This window comes from Nocardia miyunensis NBRC 108239, from assembly GCF_001613065.1.
GTDB lineage: Bacteria > Actinomycetota > Actinomycetes > Mycobacteriales > Mycobacteriaceae > Nocardia > Nocardia miyunensis.
This window is the reverse complement of record NZ_BDBQ01000078.1, coordinates 30552-50348: the sequence shown is the minus strand read 5'-3', so window position 1 is coordinate 50348 and position 19797 is coordinate 30552. Positions and strand designations below refer to the sequence as shown.

Sequence of the window (19797 nt, the reverse complement as noted above, 5' to 3'; positions counted from 1 at the left end):
TTCATTAACGAAGAGTTAACCCCTGCCACCCTGTACCAGGGAAGCGCTGGCGGATTGTGTGCGGCCGATGAGCGAGGACGATCAGTTCCGGACACTGCGTGACGTGTCCGACCCAGTCATCGAGGAGTTGAGCGCGGCGGGGTTCGTCGATGCCGAAGAAGTCGGGCGCGGTGGCTTCGGCGTGGTGTATCGCTGCGCGCAGACGGAGCTGGACCGGACGGTGGCGGTGAAGATCCTGACCGCCGAACTGGACACCGAGAACCGGGCTCGTTTTTTCCGGGAGCAGCAGGCGATGGGTCGACTGACCGGGCATCCGAACATCGTCACCGTGCTACAGTCCGGCACCACCGCGAGCAGTCGGCCCTACCTGGTGATGCCGTATCACCCGTCGGATTCCCTGGACGCGCGGATCCGCCAGCAGGGTCCACTGCCTACGGAGACGGTGTTGCGGATCGGGGTGAAGATCGCGGGCGCGCTCGAGACCGCGCACAGGTTGGGCATCGTGCATCGGGACGTGAAACCAGGCAACATCCTGCTCACCGACTACGGGGAGCCCGCGTTGACCGACTTCGGCATCGCCCGCATCGTCGGCGGGTTCCAGACCACCGCAGGTACCCTGACCGGGTCGCCGGCATTCACCGCCCCTGAGGTGCTCGAGGGCGGGATTCCCACACCAGCGGCGGACGTCTATGGACTGGGCGCCACCCTGTTCTGTGCACTGACCGGGCATGCGGCGTTCGAACGCCACAGCGGGGAGAACGTGGTCACCCAGTTCCTGCGGATCACCACCCAACCCGTGCCCGACCTACGCGACAGCGGCATCGCCGAGGATATCTCCGCGGTCGTAGCCACTGCGATGAGCCGCGACCCGCACCAGCGGCCGTCGGCGGCAGCGTTCGGGGAAGCGATCCAGCAGGCGCAGTACCGCCACGGATTAGCCGTCGACGAGATCGCACTGCACACCGAACAGGCCCGCGAGCACCGGCACCGCACCCCAGCCGCACGAAGGTTACATCCATCCGCGGTGCCGGCGAAGACTTCATGGGGTTCCGACGTTCTACCGCTGGAGCTGACCAGTTTCGTCGATCGCCGCACCGAGGTCGCGGAGCTGAAGAACTTGCTGTCCTCGTCCCGGCTTGTGACTTTGACCGGGATCGGCGGGGTCGGCAAGACACGGCTGGCGCTGCGTGTCGCGTCCACCGTGCGACGCGAGTTCACCGATGGGGTGCGCCTGGTCGAACTGGCCGACGTGTCCGACCCGTCGCTGCTGGTCAACACGGTGGCGGCCACCGTGGGTTTACGCGACGACCCGGCGCGCGCGTTGCCCGAGGTGGTGATCGAATACCTGTCCACACGAGAGACACTGTTGGTGCTGGACAACTGCGAACAACTGGTCGCGGCGGTGGCGCGGCTGGTCGAGACCTGGTTGCGGGCCTGTCCGGACCTGCGGATCCTGGTCACCAGCCGTGAACCCCTGGACATCGCCGGGGAAGCGGTGCTACGGGTTCCGCCGCTGACGGTGCCGGACCCGGATCAAGAGCCGTCACTGCGGGGACTGCCCAGATACGACGCGGTGACGTTGTTCGCCGACCGCGCCACCGCGGTCGTGCCGGATTTCGAGCTGACCGAGGACAACAGAGCCACCGTCGCCCGGATCTGTTCCCGGCTGGACGGATTGCCGCTGGCGATCGAGCTCGCCGCGGCCCGGATGCAGACAATGTCGCCCGAGCAGATTTTGCAGCGACTGGACGACCGGTATGCGTTGCTGACCCGCGCCAGCCGCACCGCGCCCACGCGGCAGCAGACCCTGCGGTGGTGTGTCGACTGGAGCTACCAGTTGTGCACCCTGGCCGAGCAGCGACTGTGGGCCCAGCTGTCGGTTTTCGCCGGCGGCTTCGAACTCGACGCCGCCGAACAGGTATGCGGTGAAGGTCTGCCCCCCGAGAGTCCGCTCGATGAGCTGTCCTCGCTGGTGGACAAGTCCATCCTGATCCGTGCCGAGTCCAACGGCGTGGTGCGGTTCCGGATGCTGGAGACGATCCGCGACTACGGGCGGCAGAAGCTGCGGGAGTCCGGCGAGGATCAGCTGATTCGGCGCCGGCACCTCGATTGGTGCCGACGGCTGGCGCTGGACGCAGAGGCCGGGTGGATCAGCGACCGGCAACCCTATTGGGTCGTCAGACTCGAGCGCGAACTGCCGAACCTGCGCGACGCGTTCGAATACTGCCTATCGGAGGACACCGAGCAGGCGGCCGAAGCAGGACTCCAGACTGCTGCCGCACTATTGCTGTTCTGGAGTTATCTGGGTCTGTACGGCGAAGGTCGGCGCTGGATCGAGCGGGTCGTCAACCACCCCGCCCAGCAACCCATACCCGACGGTGTCAAAGCGCTCCATGCAGGCTGCGTCATGGCGGCAATGCAGGGCGATGTGCAGGCGGCGGCCGCCTTCGCGGAGCGGGCGCGTGTGCTCGTCCAAGAGGCCCCCACCCCGATGACGCAGGCGCTGATCGCCTATGCCGACGGCGCCGTGGCGTTCTATCGCGGGCAGCTTGCGGCCGCGTCCTCCCACTTCGAACGTGCCGTCGAGGCGCTCGGCTCGAATCGGCGAGGATATCTTTACCTCTGCGCTTTGACCGGGATCGGCTGGGTGTGCGAACGGAGCGGTGATACGCAGCGGGCGATCGAGTATCAGCGGGAAGTGCTTTCCATCACCCAAGCGGCTGGCGAATCGCTCTTACGGTCGACAGCGTCGTGGGGAATAGGTGTTGCCGTCTGGCAGCAAGGTGAGCGGTCCCGGGCGGTGGAGTTACTCGAGAATGCGCTGCGCGTCAACCGGCGAATGCGCAGCCCGTACGTCGCCGCGTTGAGTCTCGAGGCGCTGGCCTGGATGGTCGGTCCCGACGGTGACGCCGAGCGCGCAGCCGTGCTGATGGGTGCCGCGCACGAGCTGGACCGGTCAGGCGGAAACGTTGCGAGCATCGTCCCCGCAATGCCGCAGCATCACGACGAATGTGTCCGGCTGACGCGATCCGCCCTCGGTGCACGAGGATTCGACGCGGCCTTTCGGCACGGCCGGGCGATGGGCATGGACGAAGCCGTAGCATACGCACTCGGCGAGCAACCCACCGATACCGCGCCCACGTCGGGCCCGCACGTGGCTTTGACCAAGCGGGAGCGTCAGGTCGCAGATCTCATCGCCCAAGGCCTCACCGACAAGCAGATCGCCACCAAACTGGTGATCTCCCCACGCACCGCCCAGGGCCACGTGGAACACATCCTCACCAAACTGGGATTCACCTCCCGCGCACAGATCGCGGCCTGGATCGCAGTAGATGCCCAACGACAGAATCGTTGACTTGCCGCTAGTGTGCTGAGTCGTTGTTCAGCGCCGTAAGTTTGTGGCAGTAGCGGGCGAGGCTGTCGAGGATTTGGTCGGCGGTCTTGCGCCAGACGAACGGCCGGGGATTCTCGTTCCAGCACTCGATCCACGTGGTGACGTCTTTCTCCAGTGCCGCAACGCTTTTGTGGACACCACGGCGGGTGAGCTGATCGGTGAGGTATCCGAACCAGCGTTCGACCTGGTTGATCCAGGACGACCCGGTCGGGGTGAAATGGATATGGAAGCGAGGGGGCCGGGCGAGCCATTCGTTGACGATCACGGTGCCATCGGCGATGTCGAACGCGGCGAACAGGCTCGTGGTGCCGTGACGGGCGTAGTCGTGGGTGCGGCGCTCGGGCATGCCCGGCATCATCGGCAGTAGCGGCTGTGAACGGTCCAGGGCTTGCATCTGTTGGGTCGGAGACGAGGCGCCGTGCAGCATTTCGGCTGTCGGTTTCCTCGTCTCCGCCCGTCGAACCCGGCGTGCGAGTTGTCCCCGCACCGGGCTCTCCACGTGCCTCGATGGGTTCAGGTGACGAGTTCGGACACCTGCCCGACGAACGCCGTGTCATCGTGACTCGTCCGGCGGAAACGAGCTCCGGCCGGGTCGAGACTGTCGATATTGAATGGTGTGGCAATGCGCGTGCCGCGATAGCGATACCGCCGCACCTGCATCGTCGCCGGGTTGTAGAGGACCTTCTGCGCCAGTACTTCCCGAAAGGAACGGACCTGAGCCGGCACTCCGCCGCCAGCCTCGCAGCAGTCGCCCACGTCCTCAATACCCGGCCACGGAAGGTCCTGGGCTGGCGCACCCCTGCCGAAGCCCTCGACGACCACCTACGCTCACTCCAACAGGACTGTGTTGCTACGAACAGTTGAATCCGCCCAATAGACGTCGCTGGCGTTCGCCGAGGCGCTGCGCGAGTCGGGTATCGCGGAATCGATTGGAGAAATTGTCAAATCTTGTGGATCGGTGAGTATCAGTTCAGAGCGTGTCCGAGTCACGGCCGTTCTGGTGTAGCCCGAGTAGCCGGTCGATGTCTGCGGCGAAGTGCGCGAGTTCCCGCGTCCCGAGGATCGGGGCGAGCCGCGCATCCATCTCTTCGCGGACGATCGCAGAACCGGCGGCGACCATTCGTTTGCCCGCTGCGGTGAGTTCGAGCATGGACGACCGTCGGTCGGATGGGTTGTCGACCCGGCGTACCCAGCCGCTGCGCTCCAGGCGATCCGCCGACTTGCTGGCCCCGCCAACGCTGATGCCCAGGCCGTCGGCGACGTCCTGTACCCGGCAGCCTGGATGCGCCGCGACAATCCGCAGCGGCAACAGCGCGATCAGCAACAGGTCCAGTTCGCGACGCAAGCGGGTGTCGACGGCGTCGAAAAGGTCCACCTGCAGCCGCACGATCCGCTCGAAGAGGACTGCGTGATCCAGCTCACCCAATTGTATTCCTGGGAAGATAATTCTGGGGAAGCATGTTTTGACCGTACATGACTATCGTCGACACGAACAAGATGACCGAACTGATCGACCGACAGCGCCGCTTCTTCACCGAGGTAATGGCCTTCCGGCCGATCGCCGACGACGTACGGTTGCGCGACACGGCACTGGGAGCAATCCCGACCCTCGAGGTCACCATCGAGGGGACTCGGCCGAGCGGGGTCATGCTGTGGATCCACGGCGGTGCCTTTGTCGCCGGTTCACCCCGCAATACGCTCGCCCCCGCGGCGAACGTCGCCCGCGCTGCGCGGACCCGGGTGCTCTCGATCGACTACCGCCTGGCCCCCGAGCATCCACATCCCGCCCCTCTCGACGACGCGCTCGCCGCCTACCGGGCGCTGCTGGACGAGGTGCCCATCGACGAGATCACTGTGGGCGGCGAATCCGCGGGCGGCACCCTCGCGCTCGGGCTGCTGGTCGCCGCACGCGATGCCGGCCTGCCACTGCCCCGCGCGGCCGTCGTCTTCTCACCGGCGAGCGACCTGACGATGGCGGGTGAGAGCTACCGTACCAAGGCGACCGTCGATCCGGTGGTGACAGCCGAGGCACTGCAGGCAGCATTCCACGCATACCTCGGCGGAACCAACGCGGGTCGTCCACTCGTCAGCCCGTTGTTCGCCGACCTCGCAGGGCTCCCGCCGACGCTCGTCCAGGCCGGCTCGCATGAGGTACTACTCGACGACGCGACTCGACTTGCCTCCCGGCTCGCAGCGGCCGACGTCGCCGTGACGCTCGAAGTCACCCCGGGCATGTCGCATGTGTTTCAGGCAAAAGGCTCCGAAGTGCCGGAAGCCGCCTGGGCGCTGGAGAATGTCGGACGGTTCCTTCGCCAGTCCCTGGACAACCGAGGAAGCGCCTGAACACCGCGGATCGAGCATTTGGTGGCTCCATGTCGAAGGCGGCTCCGGCGCGGACGAGGGCGACCATGTGTGGGGCGTTGACGGCGCGCCAGCGGGCTCGAGCGGACTCGACCAGCTTGAACACCATCGCGCTCCCGGCGGCGCGTGAGCCCGGCCCTTTGGTGACCTTGCTCCTCAATCGCACTGTCGCGAAAGTAGATTCGATCGGATTTGTCGTTCTCAGGTGGAGCCGATGGCCGGAAACCGCGATTGCTGACCCGCCGCCACATCCGGCACACGCGCACGCCCACAACTACCACACCGACTGAGTCACCGAGACGCGTCAACTTCGCGATGGCATCACACCGAATTGTTCACCCCGGCACGACGCTCCCTTCTCGACCGCTCAACACCCGCGCGCGCCCCGACACGCGACAGCGGGAGTGCGCGCGACGGCCGCGTGGGAATGTGCGCCCGGGAGGACGCGTCATCGCGCACGAAACCCTCAGCACACCAGACCAACACAACGCCAAACCGGATGCGGCACGGATGGCGTTGGTGCGGATCTGCACCCACTACTTCGCCCACGCCGCCTGGCTCGACGACAGCCAATTGCTCCGTGACGCCCACCGCCTCGCCGGGATCCCCGGCATTCTCATCCACGGTCGTCTCGACCTGTCCGGTCGTGGGACCAGTTTTTCGCCAACAGCGCGGACGCCCGCCCGAACCTCGACGGCGGCATTCCGGTGGTGCGGATGCTTCCGCGGCATCGACCGCACCACCGGCACAGGTTCACGCGGCGGAGGCGGCCTTCGCATAGCCGTCCTTCAGCGCCGGCCAGCCGCCATCGGAGCCGACCGCGTCGCGCATGGATTGCCAACCCTCGCCGTGGTTTTCGAATCCGGAATGCACCAATGTGACCGCGGTGCGCCCGCTATCGACAGCGGTGAAGGTGACGTCGACCCGGCTGGTCTTGGCCTGGTCGGGCTGGAACTGCCAGTCCAAGGAAATGTCCCAGGAGAAGGCGAAGTGGGTGGGACGATCCCACACGAGCACCCGACCCCACGGGCATTCGGTGCCGTCGGTCTCACGGCCGAACAGCCGCCCACCGACGCGAGGCTCGACGACAGCCTCGGCGAGAGCGCCCACCCCGATGTGATGCTCACGCGGCCACCAGCTGTTCATGCCAGTGGTGAACACGTCGTATGCCTTCTCGATCGGCGAATCGACGGTGAATTCGACGCGTACTTCATTGTCGTTCAACTGCTGGGTCATGACTGCTCCTCGGGTTCGCCCGTGCGGGCCGGTTTGTTCACCTCGTCGCGAAAAGCCGACATCGCTGTCGACCAGAAGTGGGTGAGATACGTGCGCAACGCGTCGATTCCGGCCGGGTTGAGCCGGTAGATCCGGCGGGTGCCCGACGCTTCGTCGACCACCAAGCCCGCTTGCTTGAGCACCCTCAGATGCTGCGACACCGCGGGTCGGCTCACCGGCAGTTCTGCGGCCAGTTCGCCGACCGCGCACGGCCCGCGCCCCAGCCGCTCGAAGATCGCCCGCCGAGTCGGATCGCCCAGCGCGTCGAGCGCCTCACTTTGGTAAGTCCCCACGAACGGTAAGTTTATACTTACGTATATTCGCGCGCAACGCTGGTGTCCGACCTGCCATCACCCTGACAACTGTCGCTTTGGGGTTACAGCCCCAACACCACACACGTGACCGGGGTAGATGGCGTCAGATTAGAGTCTTGACACGAGTTTCTTGACATGTCAGCCGCGTTCGGGCGGCCACTCGAACCTACGGGACGTCGCAGAACTACTGGCGGGATCGGCCGTGCAGGATCAGCAACCGCGACCCGTTGGGGCACCTCGGGTACACCCGGTCGTGCCGACGTGCATCACGGTCCACCCGCCGCGCTCGCATCCCGCCACGGCCTGGGGCATCCTTCATCCGAGACGGCCGGAGCCCTGCCGGTGCGCAGACGTCGCGCCGTATCCACGGACTACCGCGTACCTGCGTTTGATCGGTGCGGTGCGCGTTGGGCTCGGATCTTCGCCAGTTCGGCATTGAACTGGGCACCGATGACCAGGGCGAGGTTGGAAAGCCAAATCCAGATCAGGAAGACGGCCAGTCCGGCCAGCGAGCCGTAGAGTCGGCCGTAGGTGGCTGCGTGGGAGGCGTAGAGGGCGAAGCCGGCGGAGGAGGCCAGTGACAGCGCGACGGCCAGGATTCCGCCCGGCGCCATCAGAGGTATCGGGCGCGTCCAGCTCGGCCCCGACCGGTACAGCACGAGTACCAGGGTGATGGCGAGGGTGAGGAGCACGGGCCACCGCAGCGCGTCCCACACCGTGAGTGGGGCGCTGCCGATTCGCAGCAGGCGGCCCAGTTTGGCCGTCAGGGTTCCGGTGAGGACGAGAGCGAGGGCACTGGCGACGAGCAGCGAGACCACGATGGCCGCGCTGATGAGGATGCGTGGGGCCGTTCGCCATACAGGGCGGCGGCTGTCGGTGTGATGGATGGCGTAGATGGCGCGCCGGAAGACGCTCAGGTAACTCGATCCTGACCACAGGGCAGCAGCCGTACCGAAGCCGGTCAGCAGCCAGGCATCCGAGCGCTGGCGGATCATTGCTTGCAGGGCGCTGCGGATCAAGTCCCGCGATTGCGCGGGAACCAGGGCTGTGACGTGCTCGATCAGACCAGGCATCGCGGCGGGCTGGGACAGCCCGAATACGGAGACGATGACCAGTAACACGGGGAACAGGGCTAGGAAGGTGTAGTAGGTCATGGCGGCCGCCCAGTCGGTGATGCTGTCGTCCCAGGCGGTGATCACGGTGCGTTTGAGTGCCGTCGAATACGCGTGCCTTCCCGCCGGGCCGCCGTCGTTGGCGTCGGTGGCCGGTGCAGCGCGGGCACCACACGTGGGGACGGGATGCTCGGTCGTTGCTTCCTCAGCTGGATGATCGTCTGCATCGCGCGGCTCCTGGCCGCCTGAGCCGGTGTGGTGGTGCATGGCGCGTTCCTCTTCGAAGCGGGTAATGATGCGCTGCAGGCGATCGTGGTGGCGATCAGCCGATTGTGCTCTGCGCACGACTGCGGCGGGGACGATACGCAGCTCGCCGAAAATCTGTAGTGGAAGCTCTAGACATTACGTGTTCCGGTGTGTAACTTCACTGTCGTTGAAGTGAGAGATCGAGTTGGCTGGGCAGGTGAACTGCCTGGCATGCGGTATACCCGTCCCCTCCGGCGCAGACGAGAATCCGGCCAACCTCCCGGCCTGGACCGCCGCCGGAGGGGGACGGCGCACAGCACAACAAGGACCTTCGCAGGCAGAACCCGGCACAAGTGGAGGTGGTGGCCACTGAGTAGTCCCCAGTCTGTTCCGCGACCCGAGGAATTTCGGGTGCGGTGCAACCATCGGCCCTCGAGGCCGGTGAACAGTTGATCCGTTCATATCCGTAGATTCCAGGCCCCGGCGCACCCGCGCCGGGGCCTCCCGGCGTTTCAAATCTCGAGAGGTGTTGTGCAGCAATCAGATACGACTCCCACCGGCGGTGCCGCTGGGACCGGCAGACTCGATGACGAGGACTTCCCCGCCTACAGCATGGGCCGCGCGGCGGAAATCCTCGGCGTTACCCAGGCGTTCCTGCGCAGCCTCGACGCCGCGCGCCTGTTGACCCCGCAACGATCCGCAGGCGGGCATCGCCGCTACTCGCGCTACCAGCTGCGGATCGCCGCGCGCGTGCGCGAACTGATCGACACCGGCAATTCCCTCGAAGGGGCCTGCCGGATCGTGATCCTCGAAGATCAGCTCACCGAGGCCCAAGCCCTGAACGCCACCCTGCAACACGCCCTGGACGAGCACGAATCACGGGACCCGCGGCGCTGACCGGGTCCCCCGCCCGCGACTGCGGTAACCGCGGAGTGCACGCCCGGCCGGGGCTGTGACCCATGCCGGTGAGGGGTTGTGGTGTTCCGGTCAGGTAGGTCACCGGCCAGCGGGTGACACCGGCACAAGGCTCGTAGCCGACGCCTCTCTCGATTCGGGCCGGCCATTCGCCGGTTTTGCGCAGAGCCGATTCCACATGAACTCGGATGAGGCATCGAGCACAGCGGGATTCATGGCCCGGGGGACGTCGATGTCGATCCGCCCGGAACGCGGTGCGATCACTCACTAAATGCGGTCGAAGGTGCGTCGGTGTCCAGGTCCTGTGCTCGTGCAGACACTGCGCAGACGCGGCAGGACCTCGCGCCGGCAAGACGCGCTGCAAAAACTCTTCAGCGACGACAGTAGACATCTGGTTCATTGCGCGGTAGTTTCTCTCTCGTTGTTGGAGAAAGAAGAGTCGAAACGGCACGGGAGATGATGAACTGCCCGTGATGGTAGGACGGCGGGCGCGGCTACGGGACCAGCATGTACGAGGTCCCACCGCCCGCTGGGAAGCACGATGAAGTTGCACGGCAGGATGAAATTAGTCCGTCAGGAGAGAGGAGGCATTGCCCGTCGGGTCACCCGCAGAGATGTCTGGTTCGGGTAATCACCGACGTTTCGGTTACATGTCGGAAGACGCAGTAATTCCCCCTTTCAGTGCCCCGGCGCCTGCGGCGCCGGGGCACTCCAGTCTGTGGCGGGCCGCCGAATACGCCACGGCAATGATTCTCGTCCAGGACAGCAATCGACCCACACTCGGAGACCATCCACAGTCCGGGGCCACTGCAGATATGAAAGTGGTGCCCGGTGGCTGGTTCGGACGATCAACGGGCAGGAAATTACCATTCGAGGCGCAATGACAACGGCGTGTTCAAGATCAGCACAGCCTTCATTCCCTGAACCGGAAGGTGAACGACGTTAGGTGTAGTACCGGTACCCCCGGCCGCTGACTGGTCGTGAGGCCGAGATCTTGAATAGCCTGCTCTCGGCGGATTTCGATGGGGCACAGCAGCTTCGCGCACAGGTGCCCCACACTGAGGTCGTCGCGACTTGGGGAGAAGGATCGCCCAGCGTCGATCTGAGGGTCGCCCCGGCGTGCACGCGGGCAGACATCGCAGACGGCGAGATCCCCGTAGCCGCTCAGGTCCACGACACACAGGGCGGTTACACCGGCGAGATCACAGTGTGGGTCACCGACGGCTACCTCTCCGGCATCGAGTACGCCTGGATCACCGACGACCGGCCACAAGAGCTGCCGCCACTCTCGCAAATCACATTGGTCGTGTGACCATCGAGGGGTCACGCAGTGACGAAGGGACCTCGGAGGTAGTTGTGGCTAGCGTGTTGCAGACCGCGCAGCAGTTGTTCGCCCGGGAAGGTCTCGGTGTCTCGCTCGACGAGATCGCGCGACGAGCCGGTGTCGGCCCCGGCACGGTCCATCGGCACTTTCCCACCAAAGAGGCGTTGTATCTCGCCGTCGCGATCGATCAGCTCGAGCAGTTGATCGCCGAGGCGGCAACGCTGGCCGCCACCGACGATCCGGAGGCCGTGTTCGCGCTGCTGTCACGGATGATGGCCAACGGCGCCGAGAACGCCACGGTCAAAAGTGCACTCACCGCGGCCGAGTTCGACTTGCGCACCGCCGCACCGGGAGTCGCGGCAGAACTCACCGGTCACGTCGCCAACCTGCTCAATCGTGCACGCACGGCAGGCGTCGTGCGCGATGACGTCACTGCCGGCGCGACTAGAAACACCTTCTTGGGTTCTGCCGCCACTGCGGGGGGTTTGGTCTTGCGTAAGACGAGTTCAATCAGATCGTAGAGCCCTGCAGCGGCCCCTTCGATATCGAAGCCGTCGGCACGGAAATGCCGCTGAATTCGCTGCCAGGCATTGTGGTGCTGCGGGGCGGAAAAGGTTGTCGCCGCCTGGTCGTAGAACCGGTACACCCAGATCGATGCCGCGTCGATCTCGTCGTCCTCGGCGGTCTCGAGGTAGGCGTGTTGATCTCCTTGGACGAGCAGCCTGTAATTCTCGTCGATCATCAGCCGAAGCAACGGGCCCTCGAACTGATAAAACATCGGATCTCCATCGCCTCCTCCGACCCGGATGTGGGTAGCGCCTTCATTGAACCCGTAGAAGGGATCGTCAACCTGTCTGTCGATTCCGCTTGTGGCGCCGGCGTACCCGCGGATATAGATGATGGGAAGACAGTTCATGTGCTCTCACCTACCGGGGACAACGCGAAAGACGTTGAACGATTCTGCTCAGGAGTCGCCTGGATATATACGGTGTGTGTTCCGGGCTACTCGACCCAGAAGTTGATCTCACGAAGCTGAGGGCTGTCGGGTTTCAGATGCCAGCTTTGCCATGAGTCGCTGTCGGCCAGGCCTTTCCATCGTTTGGCCGCTGGTTGCAGGTGCCGGCGGAAGCGCCACCGGTACTGGTTGTAGACGGACATGATGTTCGTCGCGTAAGCGTCCGCCAGGCCCGGTGTGTTGCGAATGACGAGCAGGTTTTCGTCGTTGGTCCCGCTGGCCTTCGGGCCGAGGTTGTGTGAGCCGGTGAGCACGACGGGGTTCGATCCGAAGGGGTCGACCACGATGACCTTGCTGTGCACCATCGCGAACGCTCGATCCAGCTTCTCGAGTTCTTCCTGGAAGAACGTCGTTGGTGCGTCGATGGCTGCGGGCAGGACGACGTCGAAGTCGGCCTTCTCGGTGTTCTCCTGATCGAACAGATGCACCGGGTTGGCCGTAGTGCTCGGGTCCTGGTTCAATACGCCGCGGATGTAGAGACGCTCGCCGCGGCGTCCCGCGCGGGCGGTGTCGAGGATCGTGTTGAGCAGGGAGTCCTTCGGACCAGGGTTGAACATCAGGAACAGGATGGCGGTCTGTGCGCCGGTGATGATCGGCCGTGCATCTTCGAGATCGACGTGTTCATGGGTGGGGGTGAACCACAGTCGCATACGGGCCGCGCCCACCGGGCGGTCCGAGGGTTCACTGTTGTGGGCACGCAGGGTTTCCGGTGTAGCGTCGCCAGCATCCTCGAGCAAGGTCCATTGTTGCCGGTAATGCTCAGCCAGGTCGGGGTCCTCGATCAACAGCGAGTTGTTGGCCTGGGTACACAACCCGGTCATGGTCCAGTTCTGGCTGCCGGTCCACACCCATCGCGGCGTGGCGTCCTGGTCACAAACGACCAGAAACTTGTTGTGCCCCAAAGCGCGCGGCGAACACATCCGATCATGCAACTCGATCTGCCCACGCAACTCATCGCGGGCCTCGGCGTTCTGATCATCCCCCTTCTTCTTCACACTCCCGTTCGCCAAAACAACATGCGCATGGTCACCGAGCCGCGCCAGAGCGGCTGTCAGCTGGGGGTCGTCGAGTTCGTAGAGCGCCGCGTACACCTCGCGCCCGTCCCGGGCAGCGGCGTCCAGCAGCGCGAACAACCGCGTTCCCAGTGGCCCGGCGAGGTAGTCCCGTAGTGGATCCCCGGGTGTCCCGATCACGGTTTCCAGCTTGGTGTTCTGCAGTTCGTGGCCGGTGACCCCCAACCGGCGTGAAACCCACTGCGCGGCAACTACTCCGCGGTTGAACACCGCCTCGATGTTGGACGATGCCTCGTGAGTCAGCGTGATCTCGTCGGTCCAATCGCTCGCCGAGTCAGGGTCCGGTCGAAGGTTGGCCTTGTCGGCCCCGACCATCGGCAGTACCCGGTACGCCACCCTGTCACCCGGGTTGGTCATGTAATCGGTCCACTGGTATTTCTGGATCGGCCAGTTCGTAGACGCACGACGTTCGCCGGCCGCGGCCTGGTCGTCGGCGAATCCGACCCAGGTGCTGACGACCTCTTCGATTCCGTTGCGGCGACGTAGCAGCGCGAAGCCGCGGCACCCGGGAATGAATCCGTCGGGCTTCCATGCGATCAGCACGTCGTCACCGTCGTGATGGATCCGTACCAGCATGCCCCTCGCCCCTTTCCAGGCTGAATTGCCAGGGCAAACCTATGAATGCGGGTACTCCGGGAGATCGCTCGGACGGTCAGCCCGAACCCGCCATCTCACCACGCGACTCAAAGCCGCCAGAGACCGATCGTCTGTTGATCCAAACAGGTATGACGTTACTGATTCTAGTGGCTATCTCGTTGTTGAGGGCGAGTATGCCGACGCGACTTCGCGAAGGCCCTCGATCCGAATTCAAGTTGTGCGATACCCGAGACATCGTCGCTCCCGACCCACATACTGAAGACGGCACGCGCGCCACCGGGGCGCCTATCTCCGACATTCGCGAGACGTCAGGCGCGATCCACTGCAACATCACATCAACGCAGACTTTCCAGGGAACTGAAAGGGCCGATTTCGTGTTCAGGGTTGGGCCGAACTCCGTTATGTCACAGAAAAAGAAGGGAATATCTGTTCCAAGTGCAGATATATCGGCCACAAAACTAAGTTGAAAGCGCACAATCGAGCCGGTCACGACCATGAAACCATGGCCTAATGAGCCACTTGCTTTACACGATTCACTGCCCTGCGTGTCAGGCCGAGTTGAGTCCACTGGTTCACAGCAAGTCGGCATGACGCGGGGCGAAGATACGGATCAATTTCTTCATGACCACCAGAGCGAGGACCTCGACGAGCGGGGGCCACAACGGACCGATGGATTCACCGGGGCTACGAGCTGACGAGCCCAGGCGGCGTCGCGCGTTCAGCGTGGCGGACAAGCTCGTGCGGCGAGGAAACGCTCGATATGGGCACAGCGGCGCGGCAAGACTGCGGCCAACTCCGACCGACCAACCTGCCATGCCAATGCGGGCATGTGTGCCTCCCGCGCACATGCCCGCACAGGCCAACTGGCACAACCCGGTTATCCCACTTCGGCACGAACTCCGAAGGTGGTCGCCACGCCTGGGTCCACCTCGGACCCGAGAGTGAGGCTCACCAGCGCCGCCGCCAGGTAGAGCGCAACGAATATCCATATGGCGATCCCCATGTGGGCGCTGCCGCCGAGCAGGGCGGCGATGGCGGGGCCGACGAATGCGGACAGTCCCGCAGCGAGACTGTAGATCGCCAGAGCGCTGCCGGAGTCCGCCTTGTCGACGACGGCGGGCATCAGGGCGGTCAGCGGCACGAACCCGGCCAGACCGATGCCGAAAACCGCCCAGCACAACAGGGTTACGACGAAGTTCGGGCCGACGGCCAGGGGCACGTAGTACAGCAGCAGTGCCCCGACCGCACACATGACACAACCGAACCAGGTAACGGTGCGGCGCCAGCCGAACTTGTCGCCCACGATGCCGAAGACCAGGTTGGCGAAGATGTTCGTGGTGTAGACACAGGTCACCAGCAGCAGATACTCGCCCTGGCTGAAACCGATGGTGTGAGTGAAGAAAATAGGTGCGACCACGAACAAGGCGAAGTTCGGGGCGGTGTTGACGAGCCGGACGAAGGCGCCGGCGCTGACCTTCGGCTCGCGCCACAGGATCGTGATGCCGCTGACCAGACTCCGCAACGACGAGCCCTCTTCGATCATGGTCGGTCCGGCATGGCGCAGGTCCCGCACTCCCAGCAGCGCACCGACCGCGCCGAGCACGACGAGCCCGAGCCCGACCCAGAAGGTGCCGTACTCCCCCAGGAACGGAATGCTTGCGCTGGCCACCAGCGATCCCAGAGTGGGAAGTCCGGCGCCGAAGGCGAACCAGAACCAGCCCACCGAGGTTCCGCGTTGCCGAGCCGGGGCCGCGCTGTTGATCCACACGAGGAAGGCGTAGGCGAAGAACGGGTATCCGACACCGCGCAATCCGTACACGATCGTGACGAAAAGCTCCGAGCCGCTGGGGATTGCGAGAGCCAGCAGAACAACCTCGAGGACCGCCCACACGATCGCGCCGGCCAACATGACCCGCCGCGGACCGAGCATCGCCGAGAGGGTTCCGGCCAGCCACGAGCCGAGGGCGACGAAGATCCCGTAAACGCTGACGGCTGCCGCGACATGGTTCTCGGCGAAGCCCCGGCCGACGAGATAGGGCGAGAGGTAGTTGCTCTCGATGCCGTCCCCGATCATGAAAAAAAGAACGCCCAGGTAACCCCAGATCAGTGGTGTCGGCATACCGAGTCGGTCGACGAGTGTGCGCGATTGTTCGGACAGCATGATGCTCCCTCAGCGTTGAGGTTCGAAGGTGAAGGTTTTCGGATGCGGGAAAAATTCAGAGGTGCGGAACGGCGGGAACCGCGTGATGGGTGAGCGTCACGGCGGGGTCGAGCCTCCAGCCGAGCATGTTCGCCGCGAGCAGCGCGGCTCCCGCGGCAGTCGTCTCGGGCTCGGCGATCGCGGTGACTTCCCGTCCGGTGACGGCCTGTTTGATCTCGATCCAGCCACGCGAGCGTGCCCAGCCACCGGCGGTGAAAACTCTGGCATCGGGGGGCATCAGCGCCGAGATGTGGGCGATGGCCTGCCCACCGAGAGCGGCGAGCGCGCCGAGCACCGCCGACGCGCGTGAAACGGCCTCGGTGGGTGCATCCGGCGTATAGCACGGCGGGGATCCACCGGCCGCGCCCGGCCGGAATACGTGCGAATTGAGGTACTCGTCCGGTTGCAGATCGCCGTTGAGCATTTTCTGAAGCGCCGCAGCCACGGCCTGGTCCCGCGAGGCCCATGCTACGTTGCGTGCCAGTTCCTCGACGCGCAACACGGTGAGGCCGCCGCCTCCGATCCCGGGTCCGGTATCGAGCCCGTCGTACACTGGAAATGGCACCGACTTCACCTGTGCCACAACGACTTCAGCAGTGCCCATCGAATCCAGGATCGCCCCGGGGCTGAGCTGGTCGACGCCCCAGCCGCCGATCGGGTGGTCGTGTCCGCCCGCGACGACGACCGCGTCCTCGGCGAGCACGCCCGCGGCCCGCAGCCGCTGCGAGCGCAGCGGGCCCACCAACTCCCCCGCACGCAGCACTGTGGGTAGCAACTCCAGCGCACCGAGCGTCGCCAGGACCCGGTCCTGTACCCAAGTCCGGCTCTCGACCCGCCAGGCAGCGGTGCGAGCCGCCAGGGTGTCGCTGAGGAAGTGCACGCCCGACCAGCGGGAGGACGCGAAATCCGTCAGTGCCAGCCACTCCGCCGGAGGAACGTCACCCAGCCGACTCCGGGACCAGGCCCACCCGACCAGCGTGCGGGCAGGATCGGTGGCGACACCCAGACCCGTGGCGAGCGGCAACTCGGCGGCGAGATCGTCGAACACTGCGGTCCGGCGCGGGTCGAACCAGGACAGAGCGGCACTCAGCGGCCGGCCGCCGACGTCGACCAGGACACCATCCTCGCCGATCCCGGCGGCGCAGACGGCAGCGACGGCGTAGTCGTCGCCACATGCCGCGATGACCAATTCTTCGAGCAGGTCGAACAATTCCATCGCATCGATGGACAGCCCGTCCGGGCCGCGCGGGGTCAGGCGGCGCACCCGGGCCACGACGTGACCGTCGGCGTCGAGCGCGACGATCTTGACATTGGTGCTGCCCACATCGACACCGAGCACCACCCGCACCCGCCTGCGCATATTCGTCACCTCCCTTCGCCGGTGGTCAGTCGGTGAAACCGACGCTGTGCGTGAGCGTCGCAATCTCGGCGAGCACTTTCTCACCCTCGGTGCGCTCACGCTGCCAGATGTTGCGCCCGACGATCACGCCGCGCGCACCGGCGCGGATGGTCTGCGCTACCGCATCCACCGTATCCGCCGGGTCGCCCGACAGCGGGCCGCCCGCGATCACCAGTGGCACCTTCAGCTCTTCGATCAGGCGCCGGGTGCGCTCCTCACCGGGGAACGCGATCTTGATGATGTGGGCGCCGAGGTCGTAGGCGATCCGCGCGATCTTCTCCTCCTCCTCGATGACCTCTTCGGTCCGTGGGGCGCCGATGAGCACCGGCTCGAGCACCAGCGGAATATCCCACGCGTCGCACGCGGCGACGACCTTGCCGACGCGGTCGCACAGCGCGGCCCGCTCCGCGTTGGACATGTTCCACGGGAACAGCATCTTCACCGCGTCGACGCCCAGGCGCACGGCCTCCTCGACCGTGGTGATCAGCTTATGGGAGCCACCACCATCGAGCTGGGTGTAGTCGTAGTAGGTGTCGACGGTGAGCACTCGCGTCAGGTGCGGGTTGCGGGCGAAGAAGCGCTCGGTCTGCTTCACCTGACCGGGCGTCATCATGAAGCCGGTGACATCCTGCGAGCCCCACGTCTCGAAGGGAGCCGAGGGGGTTTCCAACCCGGCGATCCGATTGAAGATCAGGCCGTGGTCGACAGGCACGATGATCGCGACGCGATCGCTCGGTAGCGTCCGCCGCATCCGGTACTCCATGGACATGCCAAATTCCGCCTTCCGTATTGTACGTACAGACTGTACTGTCCATACAGTACGAGCTGGAGTTGTACTCGTCAACAGTCGATCGAAGGAGAACAGCGACGTGCGTCGTCAGATCCTGAACCGGCCCGAAGATGCCTCCGCGGAGGCATTGGAAGGCCTGGCACTCACTCATCCCACCCTGATCGCCTACGACCCGCGGGCCGGGATCGTCACCCGGGCGACTCCCGCGCGGGACAAGGTCGGGCTGGTCTCGGGCGGCGGGGCGGGACACGAGCCGCTGCATGCCGGTTTCGTCGGCACCGGCATGCTGGACGTGGCGGTGCCCGGCGCGGTGTTCGCCAGCCCGACCGCCCTGCAAGTCCACGAGGGCACCGTCGCGGCCGACTCCAGCCGCGGTGTGGTTCAGATCGTCAAGAACTACACCGGGGACGTGCTCAACTTTCAGATCGCCAGTGAGCTCGCGGGCAACGATGCGGTCGAGACCGAGGTCGTACTCGTGGACGACGATCTCGCCACGCAGAACGACGACGGGCCGGGCCGCCGCGGGACGGCCGCGGTGCTCGCCGTGGAGAAGATCTGCGGCGCGAGCGCCGAAGCGGGCGCCGAACTCGGCGAGGTGGCCGAACTGGGCCGACGCGTAGCACGCAACTCTCGCACACTCGCCTTCGCGCTCAGCGCGGGCACCCATCCCGGTGCGACCGAGCCGGCTTTCACGCTGGGCATGGACGAGGTCGAGTTGGGGGTCGGGGTCCACGGCGAACGAGGCACCGGTCGCGTGCGGTTCGCCGACGCCGACGCATTGACAGCCCTGCTGATCGACCCGCTGGTCACGGACCTGGGGCTGACGCGGGGATCGTCGGTCATCGCGATCGTCAACGGTCTCGGCGGCACGTACCCGATCGAGATCGGCGTCGCCGCCCGCGCGGTGCACCGGATTCTTGCAGACCGCGGCATCGCCATCGCCGGCTCGCTGGCAGGCAACTACGTGACCTCGCTCGACATGGTCGGACTTTCACTCACCCTGCTGCCCGCTGATACCGACCTGATACCTCTGTGGGAAGCGCCCGTGCGCACCCCTGCCTGGACCTGGTGAAGGGACCTGCCATGACCGATACACCACTTCCACACGGCTTCGGCCGGCGCTGGGTCGAAACTCTGTTCGCGACGTTCGTCGAACGCACCGAGGCGCTCGCCGATCTGGACCGGCGGTCCGGAGACGGCGATTTCGGCGCCAATATCGCCGCGGCCCTGCGCCGCGCGCAGGAGAACATCGACGCTGAGCCGCCGCGGGACTACCGGGGCTGGCTCACGGCCGTATCGCGCGGTTTCCTCGGAACCGGAGGGACGAGCGGGCCGCTGTTCGGAATGTTCTTCCGCGAGCTGGCACGCTGCTGCGAGGCCCCCGAGCCCACGCTGGCCGAGCTTTCGGCGGGTTTGAGCGCCGGCCTCGCGACCGTGCAGCGCTACGGCAAGGCACAGGTCGGGCACAAGACGATGGTGGACGCGCTCAGCCCCGCCGCCCGCACGTTGGAATCGCTGATCGCTGCAGCGGCCGAGCCTGCCGAAGTGCTTGCGGCAACGGCACGCGCCGCCGTGGCAGGAGCGTTGAGCACGGCCGAGCTGGTCGCCAAGCGCGGACGTGCGAGCTACGTCGGCGATGTGGCGCGCGGCGTGCCCGACCCCGGCGCGGCAGCGGCGGCACTGGTTCTCCAGTCGGCGTTCGCGGCGGTCGGGGAGAATCCTGTGACAGTCGACACGAGCTGGATCGGCTGACTTCGTACGGACCGTACGGACGATTAGACT

At 65.5% G+C, this 19797-nt stretch carries 16 protein-coding genes and 3 pseudogenes; 9 read left to right on the top strand and 10 right to left on the bottom strand.

What is annotated here, in order from left to right; all coding sequences use genetic code 11:
- The first annotated feature begins 67 nt into the window (after positions 1-67).
- On the top strand, positions 68-3355 hold the full coding sequence (locus NM2_RS31850; protein ID WP_067676721.1) for a protein kinase domain-containing protein: 3288 nt from the start codon (positions 68-70) through the stop codon (positions 3353-3355).
- Between the two features lie 7 nt (positions 3356-3362).
- On the opposite strand, the pseudogene NM2_RS31845 reads toward NM2_RS31850, so the two are convergent.
- Positions 3363-3791, bottom strand: a pseudogene (locus NM2_RS31845) (IS630 family transposase); the annotation flags it as partial.
- Positions 3792-4075: 284 nt separating this feature from the next.
- On the opposite strand from NM2_RS31845, the pseudogene NM2_RS48045 reads away from it, so the two are divergent.
- Positions 4076-4258: pseudogene (locus NM2_RS48045) on the top strand (IS30 family transposase); the annotation flags it as partial.
- Between the two features lie 106 nt (positions 4259-4364).
- On the opposite strand, the gene NM2_RS31835 reads toward NM2_RS48045, so the two are convergent.
- Entirely contained in the window at positions 4365-4820 is a 456-nt protein-coding gene (locus NM2_RS31835) for a MarR family winged helix-turn-helix transcriptional regulator (protein ID WP_169816272.1), read from the bottom strand.
- Between the two features lie 47 nt (positions 4821-4867).
- Here NM2_RS31835 and NM2_RS31830 point away from each other — a divergent pair, with 47 nt between their 5' ends.
- On the top strand, positions 4868-5737 hold the full coding sequence (locus NM2_RS31830; protein ID WP_067676716.1) for an alpha/beta hydrolase: 870 nt from the start codon (positions 4868-4870) through the stop codon (positions 5735-5737).
- 31 nt (positions 5738-5768) lie between these two features.
- Here the strand turns inward: NM2_RS31830 and NM2_RS48040 are convergent.
- The 4 genes and pseudogenes from NM2_RS48040 to NM2_RS31810 all read right to left on the bottom strand — a co-directional run.
- Positions 5769-5972 (bottom strand): annotated as a pseudogene (locus NM2_RS48040) (IS256 family transposase); the annotation flags it as partial.
- Positions 5973-6508: 536 nt separating this feature from the next.
- Entirely contained in the window at positions 6509-6991 is a 483-nt protein-coding gene (locus tag NM2_RS31820; RefSeq protein WP_067676712.1) for an SRPBCC family protein, read from the bottom strand.
- Complete coding sequence (locus NM2_RS31815) at positions 6988-7323, bottom strand: ArsR/SmtB family transcription factor (RefSeq protein ID WP_067676710.1); 336 nt, start codon at positions 7321-7323, stop codon at positions 6988-6990. The genes NM2_RS31820 and NM2_RS31815 overlap by 4 nt, the downstream gene beginning before the upstream one ends.
- Before the next feature lie 392 nt (positions 7324-7715).
- Entirely contained in the window at positions 7716-8723 is a 1008-nt protein-coding gene (locus tag NM2_RS31810) for a YihY/virulence factor BrkB family protein (RefSeq protein ID WP_084531767.1), read from the bottom strand.
- A gap of 510 nt (positions 8724-9233) precedes the next feature.
- Here NM2_RS31810 and NM2_RS31805 point away from each other — a divergent pair.
- From NM2_RS31805 to NM2_RS49505, 4 genes are all read left to right on the top strand, one after another.
- The gene (locus NM2_RS31805; protein WP_439956950.1) at positions 9234-9599 is read left to right on the top strand and encodes a helix-turn-helix domain-containing protein; all 366 of its coding nucleotides are present in this window, start codon (positions 9234-9236) and stop codon (positions 9597-9599) included.
- Positions 9600-10665: 1066 nt separating this feature from the next.
- Positions 10666-10929, top strand: coding sequence for a hypothetical protein (locus NM2_RS31800; RefSeq protein WP_245718311.1), 264 nt, complete (start codon positions 10666-10668; stop codon positions 10927-10929).
- Positions 10926-11462, top strand: coding sequence for a TetR/AcrR family transcriptional regulator (locus NM2_RS31795; protein ID WP_245718310.1), 537 nt, complete (start codon positions 10926-10928; stop codon positions 11460-11462). Before NM2_RS31800 ends, NM2_RS31795 begins: the two co-directional genes overlap by 4 nt.
- A gap of 44 nt (positions 11463-11506) precedes the next feature.
- Positions 11507-11977: a hypothetical protein gene (locus NM2_RS49505; RefSeq protein ID WP_157121435.1), complete on the top strand. Its 471-nt coding sequence runs from the start codon at positions 11507-11509 to the stop codon at positions 11975-11977.
- On the opposite strand, the gene NM2_RS31790 is transcribed toward NM2_RS49505, so the two are convergent.
- From NM2_RS31790 to NM2_RS31775, 4 genes are all read right to left on the bottom strand, one after another.
- Positions 11944-13605, bottom strand: a complete 1662-nt coding sequence (locus tag NM2_RS31790; protein ID WP_067676706.1) for a phospholipase D-like domain-containing protein — start codon at positions 13603-13605, stop codon at positions 11944-11946. The genes NM2_RS49505 and NM2_RS31790 overlap by 34 nt on opposite strands.
- An 898-nt stretch (positions 13606-14503) precedes the next feature.
- Positions 14504-15787 carry an MFS transporter gene (locus NM2_RS31785; RefSeq protein ID WP_084531765.1) on the bottom strand — a complete coding sequence of 428 codons (1284 nt, stop codon included), beginning with the start codon at positions 15785-15787 and terminating at the stop codon, positions 14504-14506.
- Between the two features lie 55 nt (positions 15788-15842).
- A complete protein-coding gene (locus tag NM2_RS31780) occupies positions 15843-17186 on the bottom strand; it encodes an FGGY family carbohydrate kinase (protein ID WP_067676702.1) in 1344 nt (447 codons plus the stop codon).
- Between the two features lie 25 nt (positions 17187-17211).
- Positions 17212-17994 carry a class I fructose-bisphosphate aldolase gene (locus NM2_RS31775; RefSeq protein WP_067676700.1) on the bottom strand — a complete coding sequence of 261 codons (783 nt, stop codon included), beginning with the start codon at positions 17992-17994 and terminating at the stop codon, positions 17212-17214.
- A gap of 100 nt (positions 17995-18094) precedes the next feature.
- Here NM2_RS31775 and NM2_RS51985 point away from each other — a divergent pair, with 100 nt between their 5' ends.
- Together NM2_RS51985 and NM2_RS51980 are read left to right on the top strand one after the other, a co-directional pair.
- Positions 18095-19087 (top strand): dihydroxyacetone kinase subunit DhaK, encoded by a 993-nt coding sequence (locus NM2_RS51985; protein ID WP_067676699.1) that lies wholly within the window; start codon positions 18095-18097, stop codon positions 19085-19087.
- A gap of 11 nt (positions 19088-19098) precedes the next feature.
- Positions 19099-19767: a dihydroxyacetone kinase subunit L gene (locus tag NM2_RS51980; RefSeq protein WP_067676772.1), complete on the top strand. Its 669-nt coding sequence runs from the start codon at positions 19099-19101 to the stop codon at positions 19765-19767.
- The last annotated feature ends 30 nt before the right edge of the window (positions 19768-19797 follow it).

What these genes read in the sequence shown, in the direction of transcription:
- NM2_RS51980 (WP_067676772.1), top strand. Translation starts at nt 19,099, where the DNA reads ATGACCGATACACCACTTCCACACGGCTTCGGCCGGCGCTGGGTCGAA.
- NM2_RS31775 (WP_067676700.1), bottom strand. Translation starts at nt 17,994, where the DNA reads ATGTCCATGGAGTACCGGATGCGGCGGACGCTACCGAGCGATCGCGTC.
- NM2_RS49505 (WP_157121435.1), top strand. Translation starts at nt 11,507, where the DNA reads ATGCCGCTGAATTCGCTGCCAGGCATTGTGGTGCTGCGGGGCGGAAAA.
- NM2_RS31810 (WP_084531767.1), bottom strand. Translation starts at nt 8,723, where the DNA reads ATGCACCACCACACCGGCTCAGGCGGCCAGGAGCCGCGCGATGCAGAC.
- NM2_RS31785 (WP_084531765.1), bottom strand. Translation starts at nt 15,787, where the DNA reads ATGCTGTCCGAACAATCGCGCACACTCGTCGACCGACTCGGTATGCCG.
- NM2_RS31790 (WP_067676706.1), bottom strand. Translation starts at nt 13,605, where the DNA reads ATGCTGGTACGGATCCATCACGACGGTGACGACGTGCTGATCGCATGG.
- NM2_RS31830 (WP_067676716.1), top strand. Translation starts at nt 4,868, where the DNA reads ATGACTATCGTCGACACGAACAAGATGACCGAACTGATCGACCGACAG.
- NM2_RS31780 (WP_067676702.1), bottom strand. Translation starts at nt 17,186, where the DNA reads ATGCGCAGGCGGGTGCGGGTGGTGCTCGGTGTCGATGTGGGCAGCACC.
- NM2_RS31820 (WP_067676712.1), bottom strand. Translation starts at nt 6,991, where the DNA reads ATGACCCAGCAGTTGAACGACAATGAAGTACGCGTCGAATTCACCGTC.
- NM2_RS31850 (WP_067676721.1), top strand. Translation starts at nt 68, where the DNA reads ATGAGCGAGGACGATCAGTTCCGGACACTGCGTGACGTGTCCGACCCA.